This is a genomic window from Diaphorobacter sp. ED-3, from assembly GCF_027625375.1.
Lineage (GTDB): Bacteria > Pseudomonadota > Gammaproteobacteria > Burkholderiales > Burkholderiaceae_C > Diaphorobacter > Diaphorobacter nitroreducens.
Map to the genome: position 1 here is coordinate 874,603 of NZ_CP115182.1, position 22,929 is coordinate 897,531.

General features: G+C 67.1%; 20 protein-coding genes. 10 read left to right on the top strand and 10 right to left on the bottom strand.

The annotated features are described in order from the left end of the window. Positions 1 to 87 precede the first annotated feature (87 nt). The 8 genes from PCQ86_RS04270 to PCQ86_RS04305 all read left to right on the top strand — a co-directional run bounded on the left by PCQ86_RS04270 (position 88) and on the right by PCQ86_RS04305 (position 9,733). Entirely contained in the window at positions 88 to 1,071 is a 984-nt protein-coding gene (locus PCQ86_RS04270; RefSeq protein ID WP_012655668.1) for an ABC transporter permease, read from the top strand. 1 nt (position 1,072) lies between these two features. After that, on the top strand, positions 1,073 to 2,299 hold the full coding sequence (locus PCQ86_RS04275) for a M20 aminoacylase family protein (RefSeq protein ID WP_088887584.1): 1,227 nt from the start codon (positions 1,073 to 1,075) through the stop codon (positions 2,297 to 2,299). A gap of 40 nt (positions 2,300 to 2,339) precedes the next feature. Continuing rightward, a complete protein-coding gene (locus PCQ86_RS04280; RefSeq protein ID WP_270174950.1) occupies positions 2,340 to 3,911 on the top strand; it encodes an ABC transporter substrate-binding protein in 1,572 nt (523 codons plus the stop codon). A 47-nt stretch (positions 3,912 to 3,958) separates the two neighbouring features. Beyond that, a complete protein-coding gene (locus tag PCQ86_RS04285; RefSeq protein ID WP_011804140.1) occupies positions 3,959 to 4,870 on the top strand; it encodes an ABC transporter permease in 912 nt (303 codons plus the stop codon). 188 nt (positions 4,871 to 5,058) lie between these two features. Then, entirely contained in the window at positions 5,059 to 6,036 is a 978-nt protein-coding gene (locus tag PCQ86_RS04290) for an ABC transporter ATP-binding protein (protein ID WP_012655671.1), read from the top strand. After that, on the top strand, positions 6,033 to 7,067 hold the full coding sequence (locus PCQ86_RS04295; protein ID WP_011804142.1) for an ABC transporter ATP-binding protein: 1,035 nt from the start codon (positions 6,033 to 6,035) through the stop codon (positions 7,065 to 7,067). The genes PCQ86_RS04290 and PCQ86_RS04295 overlap by 4 nt, the downstream gene beginning before the upstream one ends. Before the next feature lie 179 nt (positions 7,068 to 7,246). Beyond that, positions 7,247 to 9,160 (top strand): bifunctional metallophosphatase/5'-nucleotidase, encoded by a 1,914-nt coding sequence (locus PCQ86_RS04300; RefSeq protein ID WP_270174951.1) that lies wholly within the window; start codon positions 7,247 to 7,249, stop codon positions 9,158 to 9,160. Positions 9,161 to 9,238: 78 nt separating this feature from the next. Beyond that, positions 9,239 to 9,733: a YbhB/YbcL family Raf kinase inhibitor-like protein gene (locus PCQ86_RS04305; protein WP_011804144.1), complete on the top strand. Its 495-nt coding sequence runs from the start codon at positions 9,239 to 9,241 to the stop codon at positions 9,731 to 9,733. A gap of 261 nt (positions 9,734 to 9,994) precedes the next feature. Here PCQ86_RS04305 and PCQ86_RS04310 read toward each other — a convergent pair whose 3' ends face one another. Both PCQ86_RS04310 and zwf read right to left on the bottom strand, forming a co-directional pair. Further along, complete coding sequence (locus tag PCQ86_RS04310) at positions 9,995 to 10,840, bottom strand: MurR/RpiR family transcriptional regulator (protein ID WP_011804145.1); 846 nt, start codon at positions 10,838 to 10,840, stop codon at positions 9,995 to 9,997. Beyond that, positions 10,834 to 12,309 carry a glucose-6-phosphate dehydrogenase gene (zwf, locus tag PCQ86_RS04315; protein WP_270175419.1) on the bottom strand — a complete coding sequence of 492 codons (1,476 nt, stop codon included), beginning with the start codon at positions 12,307 to 12,309 and terminating at the stop codon, positions 10,834 to 10,836. Before zwf ends, PCQ86_RS04310 begins: the two co-directional genes overlap by 7 nt. A 195-nt stretch (positions 12,310 to 12,504) precedes the next feature. Between zwf and tal the strand changes: the two genes are divergently transcribed. Together tal and pgi are read left to right on the top strand one after the other, a co-directional pair. Then, a complete protein-coding gene (tal, locus tag PCQ86_RS04320) occupies positions 12,505 to 13,455 on the top strand; it encodes a transaldolase (protein WP_012655675.1) in 951 nt (316 codons plus the stop codon). Beyond that, positions 13,452 to 15,068, top strand: coding sequence for a glucose-6-phosphate isomerase (gene pgi / locus PCQ86_RS04325; protein WP_270174952.1), 1,617 nt, complete (start codon positions 13,452 to 13,454; stop codon positions 15,066 to 15,068). The genes tal and pgi overlap by 4 nt, the downstream gene beginning before the upstream one ends. 30 nt (positions 15,069 to 15,098) lie before the next feature. On the opposite strand, the gene PCQ86_RS04330 is transcribed toward pgi, so the two are convergent. From PCQ86_RS04330 to metK, 8 genes are all read right to left on the bottom strand, one after another. Continuing rightward, positions 15,099 to 15,785, bottom strand: coding sequence for a GGDEF domain-containing protein (locus PCQ86_RS04330; protein ID WP_270174953.1), 687 nt, complete (start codon positions 15,783 to 15,785; stop codon positions 15,099 to 15,101). Further along, positions 15,761 to 16,267, bottom strand: coding sequence for a hypothetical protein (locus PCQ86_RS04335; RefSeq protein WP_270174954.1), 507 nt, complete (start codon positions 16,265 to 16,267; stop codon positions 15,761 to 15,763). Before PCQ86_RS04335 ends, PCQ86_RS04330 begins: the two co-directional genes overlap by 25 nt. A gap of 270 nt (positions 16,268 to 16,537) precedes the next feature. Further along, positions 16,538 to 18,172, bottom strand: a complete 1,635-nt coding sequence (gene groL, locus PCQ86_RS04340) for a chaperonin GroEL (protein WP_270174955.1) — start codon at positions 18,170 to 18,172, stop codon at positions 16,538 to 16,540. A 90-nt stretch (positions 18,173 to 18,262) separates the two neighbouring features. Continuing rightward, a complete protein-coding gene (locus PCQ86_RS04345; RefSeq protein WP_011804151.1) occupies positions 18,263 to 18,553 on the bottom strand; it encodes a co-chaperone GroES in 291 nt (96 codons plus the stop codon). Positions 18,554 to 18,763: 210 nt separating this feature from the next. Further along, a complete protein-coding gene (locus tag PCQ86_RS04350) occupies positions 18,764 to 19,798 on the bottom strand; it encodes a bifunctional nicotinamide-nucleotide adenylyltransferase/Nudix hydroxylase (protein WP_012655679.1) in 1,035 nt (344 codons plus the stop codon). 55 nt (positions 19,799 to 19,853) lie between these two features. Then, the gene (locus PCQ86_RS04355) at positions 19,854 to 20,711 is read right to left on the bottom strand and encodes a cysteine hydrolase (protein ID WP_270174956.1); all 858 of its coding nucleotides are present in this window, start codon (positions 20,709 to 20,711) and stop codon (positions 19,854 to 19,856) included. A 66-nt stretch (positions 20,712 to 20,777) separates the two neighbouring features. Then, the gene (locus PCQ86_RS04360) at positions 20,778 to 20,963 is read right to left on the bottom strand and encodes a DUF1328 domain-containing protein (RefSeq protein WP_011804154.1); all 186 of its coding nucleotides are present in this window, start codon (positions 20,961 to 20,963) and stop codon (positions 20,778 to 20,780) included. Between the two features lie 775 nt (positions 20,964 to 21,738). Continuing rightward, entirely contained in the window at positions 21,739 to 22,920 is a 1,182-nt protein-coding gene (metK, locus tag PCQ86_RS04365; protein ID WP_047350975.1) for a methionine adenosyltransferase, read from the bottom strand. Positions 22,921 to 22,929 lie beyond the last annotated feature (9 nt).

Below are 22,929 nucleotides of genomic sequence, written 5' to 3' on the forward strand. Positions count from 1 at the left end.
GGCTAAGCACCCGGCCGCTGCGGGGACGAGCCTTGGCTGCGCCCCGATGCCTGCTAGCATGGCCCGACATCTTGCAATAGCCCGAGAATGCTTGCCTTCATACTGCGCCGACTTATCCAGGCCGTGATCGTCATGGTCGCCGTGGCCTTCATCTCGTTCATGCTGTTCCAGTTCGTGGGCGACCCCGTGGTCTTCCTGCTGGGGCAGGACGCCACGCCCGAGCAGATCACCGAGATGCGTGCTGCCCTGGGGTTGGACCAGCCATTCATCGTGCAGTTCTGGCACTTCCTGGTGAATGCGGCGCAGGGCGAATTCGGGCTCTCCCTGCGCCAGGGGGCCAAGGTCTCGCGGCTGATCGCCGAGCGCTTCCCGGCCACGCTGGAGCTGGCGCTGGTGGCCGCCTTCATCGCCCTCGCGGTGGGAATGCCCATGGGGGTGTATGCGGCGCTCAAGCGCGGCACCTTCACCAGCCAGGTGTTCATGACGCTGTCGTTGCTGGGTGTGTCGCTGCCTACGTTCCTGATCGGCATTTTGCTGATCCTGGTGTTCTCGGTCACGCTCGGGTGGTTCCCGAGCTTTGGGCGCGGTGATGTCACGCAGCTGGGCTGGTGGAGCACGGGTTTGCTCACGGCCAAGGGTTGGCACCACATCACGCTGCCGGCCATCACGCTCGCCATCTTCCAGCTCACGCTGATCATGCGCCTGGTGCGCGCCGAGATGCTGGAAGTGCTGCGCACCGACTACATCAAGTTCGCCCGTGCGCGTGGCCTGACCGACCGCGCCATCCATTTTGGCCATGCGCTCAAGAACACGCTGGTGCCGGTGATGACCATCACCGGCCTGCAACTGGGCGGCCTGATTGCGTTTGCCATCATCACCGAGACGGTGTTCCAGTGGCCCGGCATGGGCCTGCTGTTCATCCAGGCCGTGACCTTTGCCGACATCCCCGTGATGGCCGCTTACCTCTGCCTGATCGCGCTGATCTTCGTGGTCATCAACCTGGTGGTGGACCTGCTGTACTTCGCCGTGGACCCGCGCCTGCGCGTGGGCGGCAAGGCGGGAGGGCACTGACATGCAAGCTGTGCAGCAACGCTTGAAGGCAGGCGGACGCGCTTTCGCCCACATCGCGCAGTACCACCCGGAGCTCACCGCATTCCGCCGCGACCTGCATGCCCACCCCGAGCTGGGCTTTGAAGAGGTCTACACCAGCGCCCGTGTGCGCGAGGCGCTGCGGCACGCCGGCGTGGACGAGGTGCACGAAGGCATCGGCCGTACCGGCGTGGTGGGCATCATCCACGGCCAGGGACGCAGCAGCGGCAGCATGATCGGTCTGCGGGCCGACATGGACGCGCTGCCCATGGCCGAGCACAACGATTTCGCCTGGAAGTCCTGCAAGAGCGGCCTGATGCATGGCTGCGGCCATGATGGGCACACGGCCATGCTCGTGGGTGCAGCGCGCTACCTGGCGGCCACGCGCCATTTCGACGGCACGGCGGTGCTGATCTTCCAGCCCGGCGAGGAAGGCCTGGGCGGTGCGCGCGTGATGATCGAGGACGGGCTCTTCGAGCGCTTTCCCGTGCAGTCGGTGTACGCCATGCACAACTGGCCGGCCATGCGGCCCGGCACCGTGGGTATCAACAGCGGCGCCATGATGGCTGCGGCCGACCGCGTCACGATCGAAGTGACCGGGCGCGGCGGCCACGGTGCGCATGCGTACCAGACGGTGGACGTGGTGCTGGTAGCCGCGCACATCGTCACCGCCGTGCAGGGGATCGTCTCGCGCAACGTGCGGCCGCTGGAGAGTGCAGTCATCAGCCTGTGCGCGGTGCAGGCGGGCGACCTGGGCGCGTTCAGCGTGCTGCCGGGCACGGCCACGCTGGTGGGTACGGTGCGCACGTTCGACCCCGCCGTCCAGGAGATGGTGGAGCGCCGCATCAAGGAGCTGTGCAACGCCATCGCGCTGGGCTTTGGCGCTACCGCCACCGTTCGCTACGAGCGCATCTACCCGGCCACCATCAACACCGAGAGCGATGCGCGCTTCGCAGGCGACGTGGCTGCGTCGCTGGTGGGCGAAGAAAACGTGGACCGCGACCTGGAGCCGAGCATGGGCGCGGAGGACTTCTCCTTCATGCTGCAGGCCCGGCCCGGCGCCTACCTGCGCCTGGGGCAGGGCATGGGTGCTGGCAACAGCACCTTGCACAACAGCCGCTACGACTTCAATGACGACGTGCTGCCCCTGGGCGCGGCCCTGCATGCCGGCCTGGTCGAGCAGGCCATGCCCCTGGGGCAAGCGCAGTGAGACCGCACGGTACAGCAGCATGATGCGGAGCACGGTCTGGATGCGAAATATGGCCCTGGCGCTTGTACTGCAAGCGCTGGCAGCTATATTTTTGGTAGCTAATGCGCAAACCATCCGTGTGGCCAACCAGGGCGATGCGCTGTCGATGGACCCGCATGCGCTCAATGAATCGCTGCAGCTCAGCCTGACCGGCAATGTGTACGAGCCTCTGGTGGGACGCAACAAGGATCTGAGCCTGGTGCCTGCGCTGGCGCTGGCCTGGCGCGCGACCACTCCCACCGTGTGGCGCTTCGAGTTGCGCCGCGGCGTGTCCTTTCACGACGGTGCGCTTTTCACGGCCGACGATGCGGTGTTTTCGCTGCGGCGCGCGCAGTCCGAAGGCTCGGACATGCGCAGTTACCTGAGCGGCGTGCGCGAGGTGCGCAAGCTGGACGCGCACACCATCGAGATCGAAACCCGCGAGCCCACGCCGCTGCTGCCGGCCCTGCTGTCGCACGTCTACCTGATGAACCAGCGCTGGAGCGAGGCGCAGGGTCTCGCGCAGGTAGGCGACGCGCGCGGGGCCGCGGGGCAGGCCGCCGCGCTGCGCGCCAATGGCACGGGGCCTTTCCGCCTGGCCGAGCGCCGCCCGCAGCAGCGCACCGTGTTCGAGCGCAACACGCGCTACTGGGGCACCATCGAGAGCAACGCACGCCAAGTCGTCTTCCTGCCCATTCCGGACAACGAGGCGCGCGTGGCCGCGCTGCTGGCCGGCCGCGTGGACGTGATGGAGCCCGTGCCGGTACAGGACATCGAACGCGTGAGCGCCGCCGGACTGGTCCGCGTGGTCACGGGGCCCGAGTTGCGCTCGCTGTTCCTGGGCATGGACCAGCACAGCGACGAGCTGCCGTACGCCAGCGTGCGCGGCGCCAACCCCTTCAAGGACCGGCGCGTACGCCAGGCCTTCTACCAGGCCATCGACATCGATGCGCTCATCAAGAACGTGATGCGCGGCGCTGCCACGCCGGCCGCGCTCATCGTGGGACCGGGCGTCAATGGCTTTCAGCCCGACGTCAAGCGGCTGCCGCACGACGTGGCGGCCGCGCGCGCGCTCATGGCGCAGGCCGGCTATGGCGAGGGCTTCGCGCTCACGCTGGACTGCCCCAGCGACCGCTATGTGAACGACGCGGCACTGTGCACCGCCATCGCTGCACAGCTGGCGACCCTCCAGGTGCGCGTGACGGTGCGCGCGGAGCCCAAGGCGCAGTACTACCCGCGCATCCTGCGACGCGACGCGGGCTTCTACCTGATGGGCTGGACGCCCTCCACCTACGACGCACACGGTGCGCTGAACGCGCTGGCGGCCTGCCCGCGCGGCGAAGGCGCGGGCCACTTCAACCTGGGGGGCTATTGCAACCCGCGGCTGGACGCGCTGCTGCTGCAGGTCCAGACGCAGACCGACAAGACCCGGCGCGATGTGCTGCTGCGCGAGGCTTTGCTGCTGCAGGCCGCCGACATTGCCTACATCCCGCTGCACCAGCAGGCCCTGGCCTGGGGCGTGTCCAAGAAGATCCGCCTGGTGCAGATGGCCGACAACACCATGCCTTTCAAGTGGATGGGCGTGGGCCCCTGACCGTACGACCTTGCCGCCTTCCCCTTTTTTGCCTTGACCCTTCGCTCATGAAACAAACGCTCTTGCGCTGGTACGACAGCGACGTGGCCCACAGCTTTCGCACCTCGCCCGTGGCCATCATCGCGGCGCTGATTGCCGCCGTGTGCGTGTTCTGCTCCATCTTTGCCGGCTGGGTGGCGCCACACAACCCGTTCGACCTGAGCACGCTGGAGCTGTCGGACGCGCGCTTGCCGCCCGTGTGGCAGGCCGAAGGCACCTGGAAGTACGCCCTGGGCACCGATGACCAGGGCCGCGACATCCTTTCGGCGCTGATCTACGGCGCGCGCATCTCGCTGGTGGTGGGCCTGGCCTCCGTGGCGCTGTCGGTCGTCGTGGGCGTGGCGCTGGGGTTGGTGGCGGGCTTCCGCGGCGGATGGGTGGACGGCGTGCTCATGCGCCTGTGCGACGTGATGCTGTCGTTCCCCGCCATCCTGATCGCGCTGCTGATTGCCGGCGTGGGGCGTGCGGTGTTCCCCAACGCGCCCGATTCGCTGGCCTTCGGCGTGCTGATCCTGTCGATCTCGCTCACGGGCTGGGTGCAGTACGCGCGCACCGTGCGCGGCTCCACGCTGGTGGAGCGCAACAAGGAATACGTGCAGGCCGCGCGCGTCACCGGCGTGTCGCCGCTGCGCATCATGCGCAAGCATGTGCTGCCCAATGTGCTGGGGCCGGTCATGGTGCTGGCCACCATCCAGGTGGCCACTGCCATCATTACCGAAGCCACGCTGTCCTTCCTGGGAGTGGGCGCGCCGCCCACGTCGCCCTCGCTGGGCACGCTGATCCGCATCGGCAACGACTACCTGTTCTCCGGCGAGTGGTGGATCACTGTCTTCCCCGGCGTGATGCTGGTGCTGATCGCGCTGTCCGTGAACCTGCTGGGCGACTGGCTGCGCGATGCACTCAACCCGCGCCTGCGCTGAAATGGAACGGCCCCTGAGTCGCTTTGCGCCTTCTCCCCGCTCTCGCATGGCTGCGCCATGCGGGCAGGGGGGCGCAGCCCTCGCTGCGGCGCGGCGCGGCCGGCCCGGACCCCTGCTCGGCTGCCCTCGTTTTGGGGGGCGCCCGTTTCATGCGATGCGGGCGGCGCGCACTGCACTGGATAACTGATATGTCACTTCTCGAAGTCCACAACCTCGTCGTCGAATTCCCTGGCCGCCGCGGCACGCTGCGCGCGCTGGACAACGTGTCGTTCTCCATCGCGCCGGGCGAGATCCTGGGTGTGGTGGGCGAGTCCGGCGCGGGCAAGTCGCTCACGGGCGCGTCCATCATCGGTCTGCTGGAGCCGCCGGGGCGTGTGGCCTCGGGCCAGATCGTGCTGCAGGGCCAGCGCATCGACAACCTGCCGCACGAGCAGATGCGCCACATCCGCGGGCGCAAGATCGGCGCGATCTTCCAGGACCCGCTGACTTCGCTCAACCCGCTGTACACCGTGGGCCAGCAGCTGGTGGAGACCATCCTCACCCACCTGCCCATGAGCGCCGCGCAGGCGCGCCAGCGGGCCATCGACCTGCTCAAGGACACCGGCATTCCCGCGGCCGAGCAGCGTATCGACCACTACCCGCACCAGTTCTCGGGCGGCATGCGCCAGCGCGTGGTGATTGCCCTGGCGCTGGCGGCCGAGCCGCAGCTCATCGTGGCGGACGAGCCCACCACGGCGCTGGACGTGTCCATCCAGGCGCAGATCATCCAGTTGCTCAAGAGCATCTGCAAGACGCGCGGCGCGGCCGTGATGCTGATCACCCACGATATGGGCGTGATCGCCGAGACCTGCGACCGCGTGGCCGTGATGTACGCCGGCCGCGTGGCCGAAATCGGCCCCGTGCACGAGGTCATCAACCAGCCCGCCCACCCCTACACCGCCGGCCTCATGGCGTCCATTCCCGACATGGAGCAGGACCGCGAGCGCCTCAACCAGATCGACGGAGCCATGCCCCGCCTGAACGCCATTCCCGAGGGCTGTGCCTTCAATCCGCGCTGCCCGCGCGCCTTCGACCGCTGCCGCCAGGCGCGCCCCGACCTCATGCCCGCCGGCGCTACGCAGGCCGCCTGCTGGCTGCACGACGTGACGAGCGAGGTGGCCGCATGAGCTCCACGACGACCACCACCGCACCGCTGGTGCAGGCGCATGACCTCGCCAAGACGTTCGACGTCTCCGCGCCCTGGCTCAACCGCGTCATCGAGCGCAAGCCGCGCGCGCTGCTGCATGCGGTGGACGGCGTGGGATTCACGATCGAGCGCGGCAAGACGCTGGCCCTGGTGGGCGAGTCCGGCTGCGGCAAGAGCACCGTGGCGCGCCTGCTGGTGGGGCTGTACGAGCCCACGCGCGGCGGCCTCACCTTCGACGGGCAGGACGCGCACGCCGCTTTCAAGGGCAAGGATGCGCGCGCCATGCGCCGGCGCATCCAGATGATCTTCCAGGACCCCTATGCCAGCCTGAACCCCCGATGGCTGGTGGAGGACATCATCGGCGAGCCCCTGCGCGAGCATGGTCTCATCACCGACGCTGCACAGCTCAAGAAGCGCGTGGGCGAACTGCTGCAGTCCGTGGGCCTGTCGCCGCTGGACATGGCCAAGTACCCGCACCAGTTCTCGGGCGGGCAGCGCCAGCGCATCTCCATCGCGCGTGCCCTGGCCACCGAGCCCGAGTTCCTGGTGTGCGACGAACCCACCAGCGCGCTGGACGTGTCGGTGCAGGCGCAGGTGCTCAACATCATGAAGGACCTGCAGCGCCAGCGGCAGCTCACCTACCTGTTCATCAGCCACAACCTGGCCGTGGTGCGCCACGTGAGCGACCAGGTGGGCGTGATGTACCTGGGCCGGCTGGTGGAGCTGGCCGACAAGAAGGTGCTGTTCGAGAACCCGCGCCACCCTTACACGCGCATGTTGCTGGACGCCATCCCCAAGATGCACGACACCGGCCGCGCGCGCACGCCCGTGCAAGGGGAGGTGCCCAACCCGCTCAACCCGCCGCCGGGCTGCGCGTTCAACCCACGCTGCCCCTACGCCAACGACCGCTGCCGCACCGAGCGCCCCCAGCTCATTGATGACGGCGGCACGCGCGTGGCCTGCCACGGCGTGCAGGAAAAACGCATCCCGTTGGTGGAGTTGGCGGTATGAGGGTTCGATAGAAAAACGGCCCTAACGCTTGTACAACAAGCGGTAAATGCTCTTTTTATGTGAGCAAAAAGGGGCCGCGCGGCCCCTGTTCAATGGGCGCGCGCGTGGGGCTTTCACGGCGCTGTCATCCTTGCTTCCCACCATCTCCACTCTGTAACGATTCAACAGGGAGCGAGAACATGGGTTCGTGGATGCCATGGGCCAACAAGCCCTACGGGCGGCGGGTGCGGATGGGCGCGGTGGCGCTGGCGGCATGTGGCGTGCTGGCGGCATGCGGTGGCAACGATGACGACGAGGCCCAGCCGCTGGAGCTGACCGTCCTGCACATCAACGACCACCACTCCACGCTGGACGCCAAGTCCAAGACGCTGAAGCTGTTCACGGGCGGCGCTGCGCCTGTGGACGTGGCCGTCGAAGCCGGTGGCTTTGCGCGCGTCACCGCGGCCTTCGACAGCCTGGCCAAGGCCGCGGGCGCCAACGTGCTCAAGCTGCATGCGGGCGACGCGCTCACCGGCACGCTGTACTTCAACCGCGCTGGCGCGGACGGCGAGGCCGACGCCGCGCTGATGAACACCGTGTGCTTCGACGCCTTCACGCTGGGCAACCACGAGTTCGACAAGGGTGACGCGGGCCTCAAGGGATTCCTGGACCTGCTCAAGAAAGGGTCCTGCAAGACGGCGGTGCTCAGCGCCAATGTGAAGTTCGGTGCCGGCTCGGCGCTCAACGCCACCAAGGCACCCGGTTACGTGCAGCCTTCCACTGTGGTGGAGCGCAGCGGCCAGAAGATCGGCATCGTCGGCCTGACGATTGCGGGCAAGACCAAGGCCTCGTCCAGCCCGGATGCGGACACCACCTTCGAGGACGAAGTCACGGCGGCGCAGCGTGAGATCGACAAGCTGCGTGCCCAGAGCATCAACAAGATCATCGTCATGAGCCACGTGGGCTATGGCTACGACAAGGAAATCGCCGCCAAGCTCAGCGGCGTGGACGTGATCGTGGGCGGCGATTCGCACACGCTGCTGGGCCCCGATGCGCTCAAGACCACGGGCGTGGGCACGCCCGGTGGCGCCTATCCCACGCGCGTGACCGACAAGGACGGCAAGAACGTCTGCGTGGTGCAGGCCTGGGAATACGCGCAGGTGGTGGGCGAGCTGAAGGTGCGTTTTGACGGCAAGGGCGAGGTCACGCAGTGCAGCGGCACGCCGCATGTGCTGATCGGTAGCGACTTCACCATCAACAAATTGCCCCCGACCGATGCCGAAAAGAAGGCCATCGATGCCGACGTGGCGGCCAAGGGCTTTCTGCGCGTGACGCAGCCAGCCGCCGCTGCCACCACGGCGCTGCAGCCGTTCAAGGACCGCGTGGCCGTTTTCAACAAGACCAACGTGGCGGTGGTGCCGAAGGAGTTGTGCTTCCGCCGCGTGCCGGGCAATCCCGGCTCGGGCGGCTCCAGCCCCACATGCAACGCCGAGGGCAGCGTGCATCTGCGCGGTGGCGACATCCAGCAGCTGGTGGCGCAGGCCTACGTGGACGAGGGCAATGCCAAGTACGGCGGCGCCGACATCTCGCTGCAAAGCGGCGGCGGTGTGCGCATTGCGCTGGACGGCACGGTGACAGCAGCGCAGGTGATCCAGGTGCTGCCTTTCGGCAACATGCTGTTCCGTCTGGACGTGACCGGCGCGGAGGTGAAATCCATGCTCGAAGACGGTCTGGAGGCCGTGTTCAAGGCGGGCGGCTCGACCGGGCCCTATCCCTATACCGGCGGCCTGCGCTTCGACGTGAACGCCTCGGCCGCCTTCGGCCAGCGCGCCTCCGGTCTCGAAGTGCGCAACGCCGCCACCGGCACCTGGGGGCCGATCGATCCGGCCAAGACCTACAGGCTCTTCGTGTTGAGCTTCAACGCCACGGGCGGCGACGGCTACAAGACGCTGGCGGCCGTGCCCGCGGCGCGGCGCCTGGACATCGGCGTGCTGGATGCCGATGTCTTCTTCAGCTACATCGACAAGCAGCCGCGCGACGCCGCCACCGGCCTGCCCGTGCTGAACCGGCTGCCGCACGAGCTCTACAGCACCAAGAGCTTCGCGGGGCAGTGACGGGACCCGTGAAGTGAATGGCGGGAATGCGCGGGCATACTGACGCTTTCCCGTCAACGAACCGCAGGAGTACCGCGCATGACCGCCTTCACCCTCACCAGTCCCGACATCGCCGACGGCAGCACCATTGCACAGAGCTTCGAGTTCGACGGCTTTGGCTGCAGCGGTCGGAACCAGTCGCCCGTGCTGCGCTGGAGCGGCGCGCCCGAGGGCACGAAGGGCTTTGCCGTGAACGTGTACGACCCCGACGCGCCCACGGGCTCGGGCTTCTGGCACTGGTATGTGATCGATCTGCCGGCTTCGGTGAGTGAGCTGCCCGCCAACGCCGGCGCCAAGGGCGGCGCCCACCTGCCGGCTGGCGCGCGCCAGATCCGCAACGACTACGGGCAGTACGCCTGGGGCGGCATGTGCCCGCCGCCGGGCGACAAGCCGCACCGCTACATCTTCACGGTGCATGCGCTGTCGGTGGAGCGTATCGATGTGCCCGACGACGCCCCCGCCGCGCTCGCCGGCTTCATGGTGAACGCCCACACCCTGGCCAAGGCGAGCTTCACCGCCACCTACGGGCGCTGAAACGACGCTCTGAAAAAGAGAGCTGCTACCGCTTGTTATTGCTTGATTTCAGATGCTTTTGAACCTGAAATCAAAGCAGGACAGGCGGTAGCAGCTATTGTTTTTGTACTTCGCCATAGGGCGCCCGGCATGGAACTGGCGCGCCCCATCCCAGCAACCGCCGCGCAACGGGCTTGGCCCGGGCGCTGGCGGTGTCCCTCTCCCGTAGCGCAGCGCGTAGAGAGAAGGGGGGAAGCGGCGCAGCCGCTCAAGAGGATACCCTCAGGTATACCGCTTGGCCCGCAGGTTGTTCTTCATCTGCTGCAGCACCGGCTGCAGCGGCTCGCCGATGCGCAGCGCCACGCAGGTGGCGACTACGTCGATGATGAGCAGGTGCAGCAGGCGCGACACCATGGGGCTGTAGCGGTCGTAGCCCTCGGGGTGGTCGGCCGCCAGGTGGATGCGGCAGGTGTGTGCCAGCGGCGAGCCGCTGGCGGTGATGGCGATGGTGGTTGCGCCGTTCTTGCGCGCGATGTCGGCTGCGTCCATCAGGTCGCGCGTGCGGCCCGAGTTGCTGATGATCACCGCGCAGTCGCCCGGGCCCAGCAGCGTGGCGCTCATCACCTGCATGTGGCCGTCGCTGGTGGAGATGCTGGTGATGCCTAGGCGAAAGAACTTGTGCTGCGCGTCCTGCGCCACGATGCCGGAGTTGCCCGCGCCGTAGAACTCGATGCGCCGCCCCGTCTGCCAGGTGCTGGCGATGGCCTCGGCCGCACGCTCCAGCGCATTGGTACTGGCGGCGTTGCGGTACTGCAGGAAGGCGGCCACGGCGTTGTCCACCACCTTCACCAGCACGTCGTTGGTCTTGTCGTCGGCGTCCACGCTGCGGTGGATGAAGGGCACGCCCTCGCTCACACTGCCGGCCAGCTTGAGCTTGAAGTCCGCCAGGCCGTCATAGCCCATGCTGCGGCAAAAGCGCACCACTGTCGGCTTGCTGACGCGCGCGCGCGCGGCCAGCTCGCGCACCGGCAGGTGGGCAAAGGCGCGCGGGTCGTCCAGCACGAGCTGGGCCACGCGCTGCTCGGCGGGGGCGAGCGAGGGCAGGGAAGCGGTGATGCGGTCTAGCATTCTTCCATCCAGGTGTGTCCTTCGCGGGCCACCAGCGCGCTGGCGGCGCTGGGGCCCCAGCTGCCAGCGGCATAGGGGCGCGGGCCTTCACCACGGGCGTCCTGCTCGGCCCAGGCCTGCATGATGGGTTCCACCCAATGCCAGGCGGCTTCCTGTTCGTCGGCGCGCACGAACAGATTCAGGCGCCCGGCGATCACGTCCAGCAGCAGCCGCTCGTACGCTCCCACGCGCTGGCTGCCAAAGCGCTGGTCGAAGTCCAGGTCCAGCTGCACGGGCGCCAGCGCCTGGGCTTCGGAAATGCGCATGCCGCGCTTTTCCTGCCCCGCGGCAAACAGGTGCAGCGCCACGCCGTCGCGCGGCTGCAGGTGGATCACCAGGCGGTTGGCCGCGCCCAGCGGCGTGCGGTAGATGGCGTGGGGCGTGGGGCGGAAGTTGATGGCGATGTGTGCCTCGCGCGCGGCCAGGCGCTTGCCGGTGCGGATGTAGAACGGCACGCCCGCCCAGCGCCAATTGGCGATCTCGGTGCGCAGGGCGACGAAGGTTTCGGTGGTGCTGCCGGGCGCCACGCCGTCCTCGTCGGCATAGGCGCGCACGCCCTCGCAGGCCGTGGTGCCGGTGGAATACTGGCCGCGCACCACGTCCCGCAGCAGCGTGGCGGGTGTCCACGTACTCAGCGAACGCAGCACCTTGAGCTTCTCATCGCGGATGGCATCGGCATGGGCGTTGATGGGCGGCTCCATGGCGATCGCGCACAGCAGCTGCAGCGCGTGGTTCTGCACCATGTCGCGCAGCGCGCCGGTCTGGTCGTAGAAGGCGCCACGCTGCTCCACGCCCAGCTGCTCGGCCATGGTGATCTCGATGCTGGCCACGGTCTCGCGCCGCCACAGGGGTTCGAACAGCGCGTTGCCAAAGCGCAGCGCCAGCAGGTTCTGCACCGAGGGCTTGCCCAGGTAGTGGTCGATGCGGAAGATCTGCCGTTCGTCGAACACGCTGCGCACCGCGGCGTTGATGGCACGGTTGGAAGCCAAATCGTGCCCCAGGGGCTTTTCCAGCACCACGCGGGTGGCGGGCGTCGCCAGGCCGGCAGCGCCGAGCTGCTCGCAGACGGTGGTGAACAGCGCGGGCGCGGTGGCCAGGTACATCACCACCGTGTCGGCGTGGCGCTCGTGCAGGCGCCGCGCCAGCAGGGCGTAATCCTCTGGCTGGGACAGATCCATGCGCTGGTACTGCAACAGCGCGGCAAAGCGTTCGAATTCTTCGTCGCTGGGGCGTTTTTCTCCCTCCACATCGGCAAAGCGCCGGGCAATCAGCGCGCGGTAATCGCCGTCGCTCAGCGCGTCGCGCGCCACGCCGATGATGCGCCCCTGCGGCGGCAGCGACCCGTGGCGAAAAGCCTGGAACAAGGCAGGCAGCAGCTTGCGCCAGGCGAGGTCGCCCGTGCCGCCGAAGAGGACCAGATCAAAGCTCATGAGCCAGCTGCGGTGATGTGTAGAGGGTTGATCGATGGGAAAACGGTGCCCGCATGTGGTCCGTATCCAGTGCACGATGTTATCGAGTTTCATGGTCGGCATTGACCGATACGGGACGGGCCGTGGCCGCGCATACACTTGCCGGTTACGCGCCGGGGCTGGGCTCCCCGCGCCTTTCTCCCTGGACAACACGCCATGAACCAACTCGACGCGCTCAAGCAGTACACCACCGTGGTGGCCGACACCGGCGATTTCAAGCAGCTGGCCCAGTTCCAGCCGCAGGACGCCACCACCAACCCTTCGCTGATCCTCAAGGCCGTGCAAAAGCCCGAGTACGCGCCGCTGCTCAAGGACTGCGTGACGCGCTGGCATGGCCGCGCCATCGACGAGCTGATGGACCGCCTGATCGTGCGTTTCGGCTGCGAGATCCTGTCGATCATCCCTGGGCGCGTGTCCACCGAGGTGGATGCACGCCTGTCGTTCGATACCGCGGCGACCGTGGCGCGTGCGGAGCGCATCGTGGAGCTGTACCAGGCCGAAGGGCTGCACATCGACCGCGTGCTCATCAAGATCGCCGCCACGTGGGAGGGCATCCAGGCCGCGCGCCAACTGGAGCAGCGCGGCATCCACACCAACCTTACGCTGCTGTTTTCGTTTGCACAGGCGGTGGCCTGTGGTCAGGCGAAGGTGCAGCTCATTTCGCCTTTCGTCGGACGCATTTACGACTGGTACAAGAAGCAGGCCGGCGCAAACTGGGACGAGGCCGCCATGGCTGGCGCCAATGACCCGGGCGTGCAGTCCGTGCGCGCCATCTACAACCATTACAAGCACTTCGGCATCGGCACCGAGGTCATGGGTGCCAGTTTTCGCAACACCGGGCAGATCGTCGCGCTGGCGGGCTGCGACCTGCTGACCATTGCCCCCGAACTGCTGGCCCAGCTGGCCGCCAGCGATGCACCGGTGGCACGCGTGCTCGACCCCGAGGCGGCACGCCGCGTTGCGCTGCAACCCGTGCAGTACGACGAGGCGGGCTTTCGCTATGCGCTCAATGCCGACGCCATGGCCACCGAGAAGCTGGCCGAAGGCATCCGCGCATTTGCGGCGGACGCGGCCAAGCTGGAACAACTGATGCAAGCCGCTGCATGAATTTTGACGATCCCCGCACCCGCTGCGACCACACGACCGCGTGGCAGCGCCTGCGTGCCCATTACGAAAGCGCCGGCCGCAGCTTCGACCTGCGCGCCGCATTTGCGCAGGATGCGCAGCGTTTCGAGCGCTTCAGCCAGGACGCTCCGCATGTGTTTGCGGACCTGTCCAAGAACCTGATCGACGCGCCCACCGAAGCGCTGCTGCTGCAGCTGGCGCGTGAATGCGGCGTGGTGGCCTACCGCGATGCGATGTTCGAGGGCCGACCGATCAACAACACCGAGCAGCGCGCGGTGATGCATTGGTTGTTGCGAAAACCGGCTCCAGGGCATACAGGTCAAGCGCGAGTAGCTATCGATACAGTAGCGCCTGAAATTGCCTCTGCCTTGCACGACGTGCACGCCACGCTGGAGGACATGCTGGCCCTCGCCGAGCGCGTGCGCACTGACGACGGCATCACCGACATCGTGAACATCGGCATCGGCGGCTCGGACCTGGGGCCGGCGATGGTGGTCAAGGCACTGGACGACCTGCGCCACCCGGGCAAGCGCCTGCACTTCATCTCCAACGTGGACGGCATGGAGCTGGGCAGCCTGTTGCGCCAGCTGCGGCCCGAAAGCACGCTGTTCCTCATTGCGTCGAAGACCTTCACCACCGCCGAGACCATGTCCAACGCACAGGCGGCGCGTGCATGGTTCCTGGACCAGGGCGGCAGCGAGGACGCGCGGGCGCGGCTGCCGCTGGCGCGCCATTTCTATGCACTGACGACCAACCTGGAAGCGGCGGCGCAGTTCGGCATCACCACCACGCTGGGCTTCTGGGACTGGGTGGGCGGACGCTATTCGCTGTGGTCCGCCATCGGGCTGCCGATTGCCATTGCCGTGGGTGCGCCGCAGTTTCGCGCACTGCTGGCGGGTGCACATGCGATGGACGAGCATTTCCGCACCGCGCCGTTGGAATCCAACCTGCCCGTGCGGCTGGCGCTGCTGGACCTGTGGTACCGCAATTTCCACGACTTCTCCAGCCGCAGCATGGCACCTTATAGCCATGGCCTGCGCCGCCTGCCGGCGTACCTGCAGCAATTGGAGATGGAGAGCAACGGCAAGGGGGTGGATGCGCACGGCCAGCCGCTGCCCTATGCCACTTCTCCCGTGGTTTGGGGCGAGCCGGGCACCAATGGTCAGCATGCGTTCTTTCAGATGATCCACCAGGGGCCCGACACCGTGCCCGTGGAGTTCATCGCGCTGCGCGAGCCGGGGCGTGATTTGCCGGACCAGCACCCGCGTCTGGTGGCCAACGCTTTGGCCCAGGCCCGGGCGCTGATGATGGGACGGCCCGAAGAAGCCGACGGCCACCGGCGCTTCAGCGGCAACCGGCCGAGCACATTTCTGGTGCTGGAGCGTCTGGACCCGGCGTCGCTGGGCGCGCTGATCGCGCTGTACGAGCACCGGGTGTTCACCAGCGGGGCGCTCTGGGGCATCAACAGCTTCGATCAGTGGGGTGTGGAACTGGGCAAAGGCATCGCCAAGGACCTGGAGCCGCGTCTGGCCACGGGGGATGTGCAGGGGCTGGACCCGTCCAGCGCGGGGCTGTTGCGCCGTCTTGCGGCCTGAAACGGGGTGCGCTTCCCGCTCTGACGGGGCTCAGGCGCGCGCTGCCTGGGGCGTGGCCGGCGCATCATCTACAGGCGCCGGCTGGAGTTCTGGAGCCAGGGCCACCCGGTTGCGGCCCTGGTCCTTGGCGGCGTAGAGCGCCTGGTCGGCACGCTCCAGCGTTTCCTGGGGTGACGAATGGGGCAGGTGCAGCGCCAGGCCGGCGGACATGCTCAGGCGCAGGCCCGGCGGTGCGTTGGGCACGGGCAGGGCAGCGATGGCTTCGCGCGTGCGCTCCAGCAGGGTCTGGGCGCTGCGTGGTTCGATGTCGCTGAGCAGCAGCAGGAACTCGTCGCCGCCCCAGCGCGCCAGCACATCGGTTTCGCGCACATTGGCGCGCAGGGCGTCGGCGAACACCCGCAGCACATGGTCGCCCATGGCGTGGCCGTGGTGGTCGTTGACGCGCTTGAAATGGTCCACATCGATCATGGCGAACAACAACGTGCCCTGCCCGCGACGGCGCCGCCGGCACTCCAGCTGGATCAGCTCGACCATGGCGCGGCGGTTGTACAGGCCCGTGAGCTCGTCGCGCATGGCCAGCGCCCGGTTTTCCGCGAGGGCTTCGGCCAGCGCCTCACGTTGCCGGTCCAGGCGCTGGCGCATCTGCTGCACGCGCAGGTTCACCACCATGCACCCGGCCAGCACGATCAGGATCATGGCTGCGTAGGCGCCATCCATGACGTCGAACGTCGTGGTGCGTAGAAACGCGGCGAGACGACCACCGACACCGAGAACGCCGCCATCGCGTAGAGCCCGATGCCTACGACCTGGCGCGGCGGCAGGCCCAGTGCACCGAAGAACAGGATCATGGCCAGCACGGAGGGCACCACGCCTCGGCCTTCCCCTGCCAGCACGTAGGCCACGGCGCCGCTGGTAATGGTCCACGCCATTTGAACCAGGGTCAGGGACGGATCGCGCAGCCGCTCGGACCAGCCGGTGCGGATCAGCAGCGTGATGACTGCGAGCCCCCCCACCGAAAGTGCCGCCCACCACCGCACAGCGTCCAGGTGGTGGTTTGCGCTGGGGTGGTGCAGAAACAGCATTACCAGGGCGCTGGAGCTCATCAGCAGCAGCGCGAGCAGCGCCATGCCGACGCGCACACGCCGGTAGGGGTCGCGGGAGAGGATGCAGGGAAAGAGACGGCGAGGGGTCGTGTGCATGGCGGAGGCTCCTGCGAAGGGCCGTGCGATGGCGGTACGGCCAGAGTGAACCGCTAGCAATGAATTACTAATATTTACACATAAATACAATTATGCGAGGAGCGCAAAGCTTGCTTTTGCGTAGGGGTATTGGGGGACGGCAGGCCAGATCCGCGCGCGGTGCGCCGCGGAAGGTCACCCGCCACACACGCAGGCGAAAAAAAACCCGCAAGCACTGCTTGCGGGCTGGGTGCTGCCTGCGCCTTCAGGGCGCAGACAGGGTCCTGGCAATTACATGCCCATGTCACCCATGCCGCCGGGCATGGCGGGGGCTGCGGACTCGTCCTTCGGAGCCTCGGCCACCATGGCTTCGGTCGTCAGCAGCAGCGAGGCCACGGAAGCGGCGTTCTGCAGGGCCGTGCGGGTCACCTTGGTGGGGTCCAGAATGCCCATTTCCAGCATGTCGCCGTAGGTGTCGTTGGCTGCGTTGAAGCCGTAGTTGCCCTTGCCGTTGAGCACTTCGTTCACCACCACCGAGGGCTCGCCACCAGCGTTGGCCACGATTTCGCGCAGCGGAGCTTCCACAGCCTTGAGCACCAGCTTGATACCGGCATCCTGGTCGACGTTGTCACCCTTGACCTTGTCGCCCACGGCTTGCTTGGCGCGCAGCAGGGCCACGCCGCCACCGGCCACAATGCCTTCTTCCACGGCAGCGCGGGTAGCGTGCAGGGCGTCTTCCACGCGGGCCTTCTTTTCCTTCATCTCGACTTCGGTGGCAGCGCCCACCTTGATCACGGCCACGCCGCCGGCCAGCTTGGCCACGCGCTCTTGCAGCTTCTCACGGTCGTAGTCGCTGGTGGCTTCCTCGATCTGGATGCGGATCTGCTTCACGCGGGCTTCGATGTCGGCAGCGGCACCAGCACCGTCGATGATGGTGGTGTTTTCCTTGCCCACTTCGATGCGCTTGGCCTGGCCCAGGTCGGCCAGCGTCACCTTCTCCAGCGTCAGGCCCACTTCCTCGGCGATCACCTTGCCGCCCGTCAGGATGGCGATGTCTTCCAGCATGGCCTTGCGGCGGTCGCCGAAGCCGGGCGCCTTCACGGCCACGACCTTCAGGATGCCGCGGATGGTGTTCACCACCAGCGTTGCCAGGGCTTCGCCTTCGACATCTTCAGCAATGATCAGCAGAGGACGGCCAGCCTTGGCCACTTGCTCCAGCGTGGGCAGCAGGTCACGGATGTTGCTGATCTTCTTGTCGAACAGCAGCACGAAGGGGTTGTCCAGGATCGCGGACTGCTTCTCGGGGTTGTTGATGAAGTAGGGCGACAGGTAGCCGCGGTCGAACTGCATGCCTTCCACGACTTCCAGCTCGTTTTCCAGCGACTTGCCGTCTTCCACGGTGATCACGCCTTCCTTGCCCACCTTGTCCATGGCGTCGGCAATGATCTTGCCCACGGACTCGTCGGAGTTGGCGGAGATCGAACCCACCTGGGCGATTTCCTTGGAGGTGGTCGTGGCCTTGGAGGCTTTCTTCAGCTCTTCCACCAGGGCCGCCACGGCCTTGTCGATGCCGCGCTTGAGGTCCATGGGGTTCAGGCCGGCGGCCACGTACTTGGAGCCTTCGCGCACGATGGCCTGGGCCAGCACGGTAGCGGTGGTGGTGCCGTCACCAGCGATGTCGTTGGTCTTGGAAGCCACTTCCTTCACGAGCTGCGCGCCCATGTTCTGCAGCTTGTCTTTCAGTTCGATTTCCTTGGCCACGGACACGCCGTCCTTGGTCACCGTGGGGGCGCCGAACGAGCGCTCCAGCACCACGTTGCGGCCCTTGGGGCCCAGGGTCACCTTGACCGCGTTGGCCAGGATGTTCACGCCTTCAACCATGCGAGCGCGGGCTTCGCCGCCGAACACTACGTCTTTTGCTGCCATTTTTGGCTCCTACAAATTTGAATCAAATGGGCTGCCAACGCTGGTCTATCAAGCGCAGGCAGCTATGAAAAATGAGTTGACCAGAAGGGATTACTTCTCGACGACCGCGAACAGGTCGTCTTCCTTCATCACCAGCAGCTCGTCGCCATTGACCTTCACGGTCTGGCCGCTGTATTTGCCGAACAGCACGCGGTCGCCGACCTTCACGTTCAGGGCGATCAGCTCGCCCTTGTCGTTCTTCTTGCCAGGGCCAACGGCCAGCACTTCGCCTTGATCGGGCTTTTCCGCAGCGTTGTCGGGGATCACGATGCCCGAGGCGGTCGTGGTTTCGCTTTCGATACGTTTGACGATCACGCGATCGTGCAGGGGGCGAAGATTCATTGCATCTCTCCTGATAACAAAAAGGATTGCGACATCAAACAACGCGCCCTCAACGCGGGCGCAGGGAACTGACACAGCGGTGTTGTTAGCACTCGTCTGTTTCGAGTGCTAATGATAGAGGCATTCGTGACAGTTTCAAGGCCGCAGTGTCGGCAGGGCCTGCGATCAAGGTGCTGGACTGCGGAGGGCAGCCGCACTTCTCCGTCCGCCTCAGTGGACTGTGAGGCGCAAGAAGTGGTCCAGCATGTGGAAGTGGTCTTCAAAGAACGCTTCTTCCATGCCCGCGAGCCGGTCGATGGCCACCCACTCGGCATGCGCCGCGTCGTCAGCCGCCTGCACCGGGGGCAGCGGAGCGTCCTGCAGGTCGAAGTAGTGCGCGTGGGTGATGGTGCGGCCGCGTTGGCTGCGGTCGGGGTGGTCGAACACCGTCACACTGCGCAGCGCCGCGCGCAGCGTGGCCTCGGGCAGGGCGCAATTCGTTTCCTCTGCCAGTTCACGCAGGCAGGACTGCCACAGCGTCTCGCGTTGTTCGATGAAGCCGCCGGGCACCGCCAGCAGGCCACGCCCTGGTGCGTGGGCGCGGCGGATGAGTAGCACGTGGTCCTGGCAGCGCAGTACCGCGTCCACGGTCACGAACACGGGCGGGTAGGGCGCCGTTGCCCAGGCGGCGCGGTAACCGCGCAGCATCTGCCATTCCTGCTGCAGTGTGGCGAAGTGCGGCGTGTGGGCGAATTGCTCCAACAGCGCTTGCGTGGCGGGCGGCAGCATGGGCGCCAGCGGCTGCAGCGCATGGGCCACGGTGGCGGGTGTGGCGCCGAAGTAGGCGTCGCGGATGGCGGTCGCGTCGATGCGGCCCTGGCGCTCCATGCGTATCAATTCCCAGCCCGGAAAGGCGCTGAGGTAGCTGCTCGTGGCGTCCTTGAAATGGCCGACCAGCCCCACGCGCGCCTGCGGCGGGCTGTGGCGCGCCACCGCGTTGCGCACGGCTTCCACCCACACCGCCTCGTTGTAGTAGTCGCGCACCGGCAGCACGGTGAGGCGCGTGCGGTCGCCCTCGGGCAGAGCACCGCGCAGCATGGCTTCGCGTTCGTGCCAGGTGAACGGATTCTTGGGTGTGCGCGCCTGGAAGGCCGAGCCGACGATGACGATGACCTGCCGCGCCTGCACCAGCGCTTCGCGCAGCAGGGCGAGATGGCCGGTGTGGACGGGCTCGAAGCGGCCGATGAGGATGGCGGTGTCGTACATGCGGCGATTCGTGTGTTCTCAAAAAAGTGAGCTGCTCGCGCTTGATGGATAAGCGCTAGAGGCAAATTTCGCTTGAAGTCGCCAGCCGTGCACCCTGGGCGTGCATCGCCTCCAGGAAGGCCTCATGCTGCGCCTCGAAGCCGGCCACGGGGCTCATGCAATCGGTAAGCAGCACCAGGCGCCGCGGGCTCCACCCGGGGTGCAGGCGGGCCAGGTGCTGGATGATGTGCTCGGTGGTGGCGCGCACGCAGTGGCTGCTGGCCTCGCCTGCGATGAGCAGCAGGTCTGCGCTGGCCAATTGGTCCAGCAGATGGGTGTTCAGGGCGGTGTGCGGGTCGGCCGCGTCGGGTACTTCGGCCTGCACGGCGCTGTAGTGCTCGGTCCAGGGGCTCATGCCCTTGAAGACGGACTGCACGGCGCGCACGCGATGCGCCTGCCAGTCGCTGCACGCGGCCAGCACGTCGGTATGCACGCCATGGCCCCAGCTGCCGATTTCGCAATGCACGGGCCAGACCATGAGGGTGTAACGGCCCTGGGTTTCCAACGTGTCCAGGTAGTCCAGTGTGCGCGCCAGCGCGGCAGGGTCACGCGGCGCAAACGCACCCGCGCGGACCTGCGCAGCGGTGATGGCGGTGAAGGGCGCCACCGCGCCCCCGTCGCTGCGCTGCCAGTAGGCGGGGTGCGCCACGTCGTACCGCTGGTGCGAGTCGAGGGTGACAGTGATGTGGTCGATACCTGCCCCCTGCGCGCGGATGAACGCTGCCAGGCGCTGCATGTCCGCATGCGCGCCGGGAACGGGCAGCGCCGGGACGGTTACCGCGCCGCCATGGGGATCGCGCGAGTGCCACGCGGCGGGCAGATCGCAGAAGTCGTTCTGGGGATCGATGGCGAGCAGGTGGACGGTGCGGGTCATGGCGCGGATGCGAGCGTGCAGGGCCTGCAGTGTAGGCAACTGCGGGGCCGCATCCGGCCGGCACCGCTATTTGATGGCTTTGCGCGCGGCCCCGATACCCAGCAGCGCGAGCACCACGAACAGCACGGCCAATACCAGGAACACCACGAACAGCACCTTGGCGATGGCGGCCGAGCCAGCGGCCACGCCGGTGAACCCGAGCGCGCCGGCGATGAGCGAAATGATGGCGAAGATGATCGCGTACTTGAGCATGGGATAGGCCTCCTTGGGATGGGCCGCCGGCGGGTGCGGCGGCTGGGCACCAGAGTAGGGGCGCCGGCGCAGGCGCTCCGTCATCTGGCGAAACGGCAGCGTGTAGGAGGGTGTTGACAGTGCTGCCGGTTATCGCAGCGCATGCAGCGCCACGCCGCCGGCGATCGGCAGCAGCACGGCGCCCGTGCGTTCTGTAGCGGCCATTAGCAGTTCCCTTTCAGCATGATGGCAACCGTCCAGGCGCTGTACAGCCGCTGCTGCACAGGCGGCGTGCCCGCCAGCAGCAGGAACAGGTGGGCGTGAGCAGCGCATTCTCAGGCAGCCTGGACGCGGGGGGCAGGGGGTGTATTGGAAAAAAATGGCGTCTGCGGGGGCATGCATTCGCGGCCTTGCCCAGGGCATCGCTGCGGCCCTGCAGCAGGCCGCCGCCCTTAGCGCCGAGAATCTCCCGGCGCAGTCGCCACGCCTTCGCGGAACGCGTTGTGGAAGTGGCGCTTCAAAGCCCAGTTCCTGCGCCACCGCGGCCGGCGCACCTCCAGCGGCCAGCAGCGCGCGCGGCGTTGACACGCGCGCCTGCACAGGATTACAAGCCGGCCGCTTAGCGCCACGCGGCGGCGTACTGGTCTGCGTTCGCAACGCGGCGCGATATGAACTCTGCCCCCAAGCTCAGGGACTGCCTGGACGCAGACGCGGGGTTCATAGCCCCGCCGCTGCGCGCAGCGCCTGGGCTTTGTGCCGCAAGGCTGCCGCACCCGCTGGTGGGGGTCGCCGTGCCTTACAGCCCGGCCGCTGCACGCAGCGCGGCAGCCTTGTCCGTCCTCTCCCAGGTGAACTCGGGTTCCTCGCGGCCAAAGTGGCCGTAGGCGGCGGTCTTCGCGTAGATGGGGCGCAGCAAGTCCAGCATCTGGATGATGCCCTTGGGGCGCAGGTCGAAGTGCTCCTGCACCAGTTGGGCGACCTGGTCGTCGGGGATCACGCCGGTGCCCTCGGTGTACACGGTGATGTTCATCGGGCGCGCCACGCCGATGGCATAAGCCACCTGGATCTGGCACTGGCGCGCCAGGCCGGCGGCCACGATGTTCTTGGCCACGTAGCGCGCAGCGTAGGCGGCGCTGCGGTCCACCTTCGTCGGATCCTTGCCGCTGAACGCACCGCCGCCGTGCGGGCAGGCGCCGCCGTAGGTGTCCACGATGATCTTGCGGCCCGTCAGGCCGCAGTCGCCCTGCGGCCCGCCGATGACGAAGCGGCCCGTGGGGTTGATGAGGTACTTGGTGTCCTGCAGCCATTCCTTGGGCAGCACCGGCTTGATGATCTCCTCGATGATGGCCTCGGTGAAGCTGGCCTTCATCTTGGTGGCGGTCTCGCTCTGGTCGGGGCTGTGCTGGGTGGAGAGCACCACGGTGTCGATGCTGTGGGGCTTGCCGTCCACGTAGCGCATGGTCACCTGGCTCTTGGCGTCCGGGCGCAGGAAGGGCAGGCGGCCGTCCTTGCGCAACTGGGCCTGGCGCTCGACCAGGCGGTGCGCGTAGTAGATGGGCGCGGGCATCAGTTCGGGCGTCTCGTCGCAGGCGTAGCCGAACATCAAGCCCTGGTCGCCCGCGCCGGTGTTCAGGTGGTCGTCGCTGGCGTGGTCCACGCCCTGGGCGATGTCGTTGGACTGCTTGTCGTAGGCCACGAGCACTGCGCAGCCCTTGTAGTCGATGCCGTACTCGGTGTTGTCGTAGCCGATGCGCTGGATGGTGTCGCGCGCCACCTGGATGTAGTCCACGTGTGCGTTGGTGGTGATCTCGCCGGCCAGTACCACCAGGCCGGTGTTGGTCAACGTCTCGGCTGCCACGCGGCTGCGGGGGTCTTGCGTGAAGATTGCGTCCAGAATGGCGTCGGAGATCTGGTCCGCCACCTTGTCGGGGTGGCCTTCAGAGACCGATTCGGACGTGAAGAGGAAATCGTTCGCCATTTGAATAAA

Bases quoted from the DNA above. Each gene is read 5' to 3' on its own strand.
- PCQ86_RS04290 (WP_012655671.1), top strand. From the start codon at position 5,059: ATGTCACTTCTCGAAGTCCACAACCTCGTCGTCGAATTCCCTGGCCGC.
- PCQ86_RS04330 (WP_270174953.1), bottom strand. From the start codon at position 15,785: ATGGATGGCGCCTACGCAGCCATGATCCTGATCGTGCTGGCCGGGTGC.
- tal (WP_012655675.1), top strand. From the start codon at position 12,505: ATGAACCAACTCGACGCGCTCAAGCAGTACACCACCGTGGTGGCCGAC.
- pgi (WP_270174952.1), top strand. From the start codon at position 13,452: ATGAATTTTGACGATCCCCGCACCCGCTGCGACCACACGACCGCGTGG.
- PCQ86_RS04350 (WP_012655679.1), bottom strand. From the start codon at position 19,798: ATGTACGACACCGCCATCCTCATCGGCCGCTTCGAGCCCGTCCACACC.
- PCQ86_RS04335 (WP_270174954.1), bottom strand. From the start codon at position 16,267: ATGCACACGACCCCTCGCCGTCTCTTTCCCTGCATCCTCTCCCGCGAC.
- PCQ86_RS04280 (WP_270174950.1), top strand. From the start codon at position 2,340: ATGCGAAATATGGCCCTGGCGCTTGTACTGCAAGCGCTGGCAGCTATA.
- PCQ86_RS04300 (WP_270174951.1), top strand. From the start codon at position 7,247: ATGGGTTCGTGGATGCCATGGGCCAACAAGCCCTACGGGCGGCGGGTG.
- groL (WP_270174955.1), bottom strand. From the start codon at position 18,172: ATGGCAGCAAAAGACGTAGTGTTCGGCGGCGAAGCCCGCGCTCGCATG.
- PCQ86_RS04295 (WP_011804142.1), top strand. From the start codon at position 6,033: ATGAGCTCCACGACGACCACCACCGCACCGCTGGTGCAGGCGCATGAC.
- zwf (WP_270175419.1), bottom strand. From the start codon at position 12,309: ATGAGCTTTGATCTGGTCCTCTTCGGCGGCACGGGCGACCTCGCCTGG.
- PCQ86_RS04275 (WP_088887584.1), top strand. From the start codon at position 1,073: ATGCAAGCTGTGCAGCAACGCTTGAAGGCAGGCGGACGCGCTTTCGCC.
- PCQ86_RS04310 (WP_011804145.1), bottom strand. From the start codon at position 10,840: ATGCTAGACCGCATCACCGCTTCCCTGCCCTCGCTCGCCCCCGCCGAG.
- PCQ86_RS04360 (WP_011804154.1), bottom strand. From the start codon at position 20,963: ATGCTCAAGTACGCGATCATCTTCGCCATCATTTCGCTCATCGCCGGC.
- PCQ86_RS04355 (WP_270174956.1), bottom strand. From the start codon at position 20,711: ATGACCCGCACCGTCCACCTGCTCGCCATCGATCCCCAGAACGACTTC.
- metK (WP_047350975.1), bottom strand. From the start codon at position 22,920: ATGGCGAACGATTTCCTCTTCACGTCCGAATCGGTCTCTGAAGGCCAC.
- PCQ86_RS04270 (WP_012655668.1), top strand. From the start codon at position 88: ATGCTTGCCTTCATACTGCGCCGACTTATCCAGGCCGTGATCGTCATG.
- PCQ86_RS04285 (WP_011804140.1), top strand. From the start codon at position 3,959: ATGAAACAAACGCTCTTGCGCTGGTACGACAGCGACGTGGCCCACAGC.
- PCQ86_RS04345 (WP_011804151.1), bottom strand. From the start codon at position 18,553: ATGAATCTTCGCCCCCTGCACGATCGCGTGATCGTCAAACGTATCGAA.
- PCQ86_RS04305 (WP_011804144.1), top strand. From the start codon at position 9,239: ATGACCGCCTTCACCCTCACCAGTCCCGACATCGCCGACGGCAGCACC.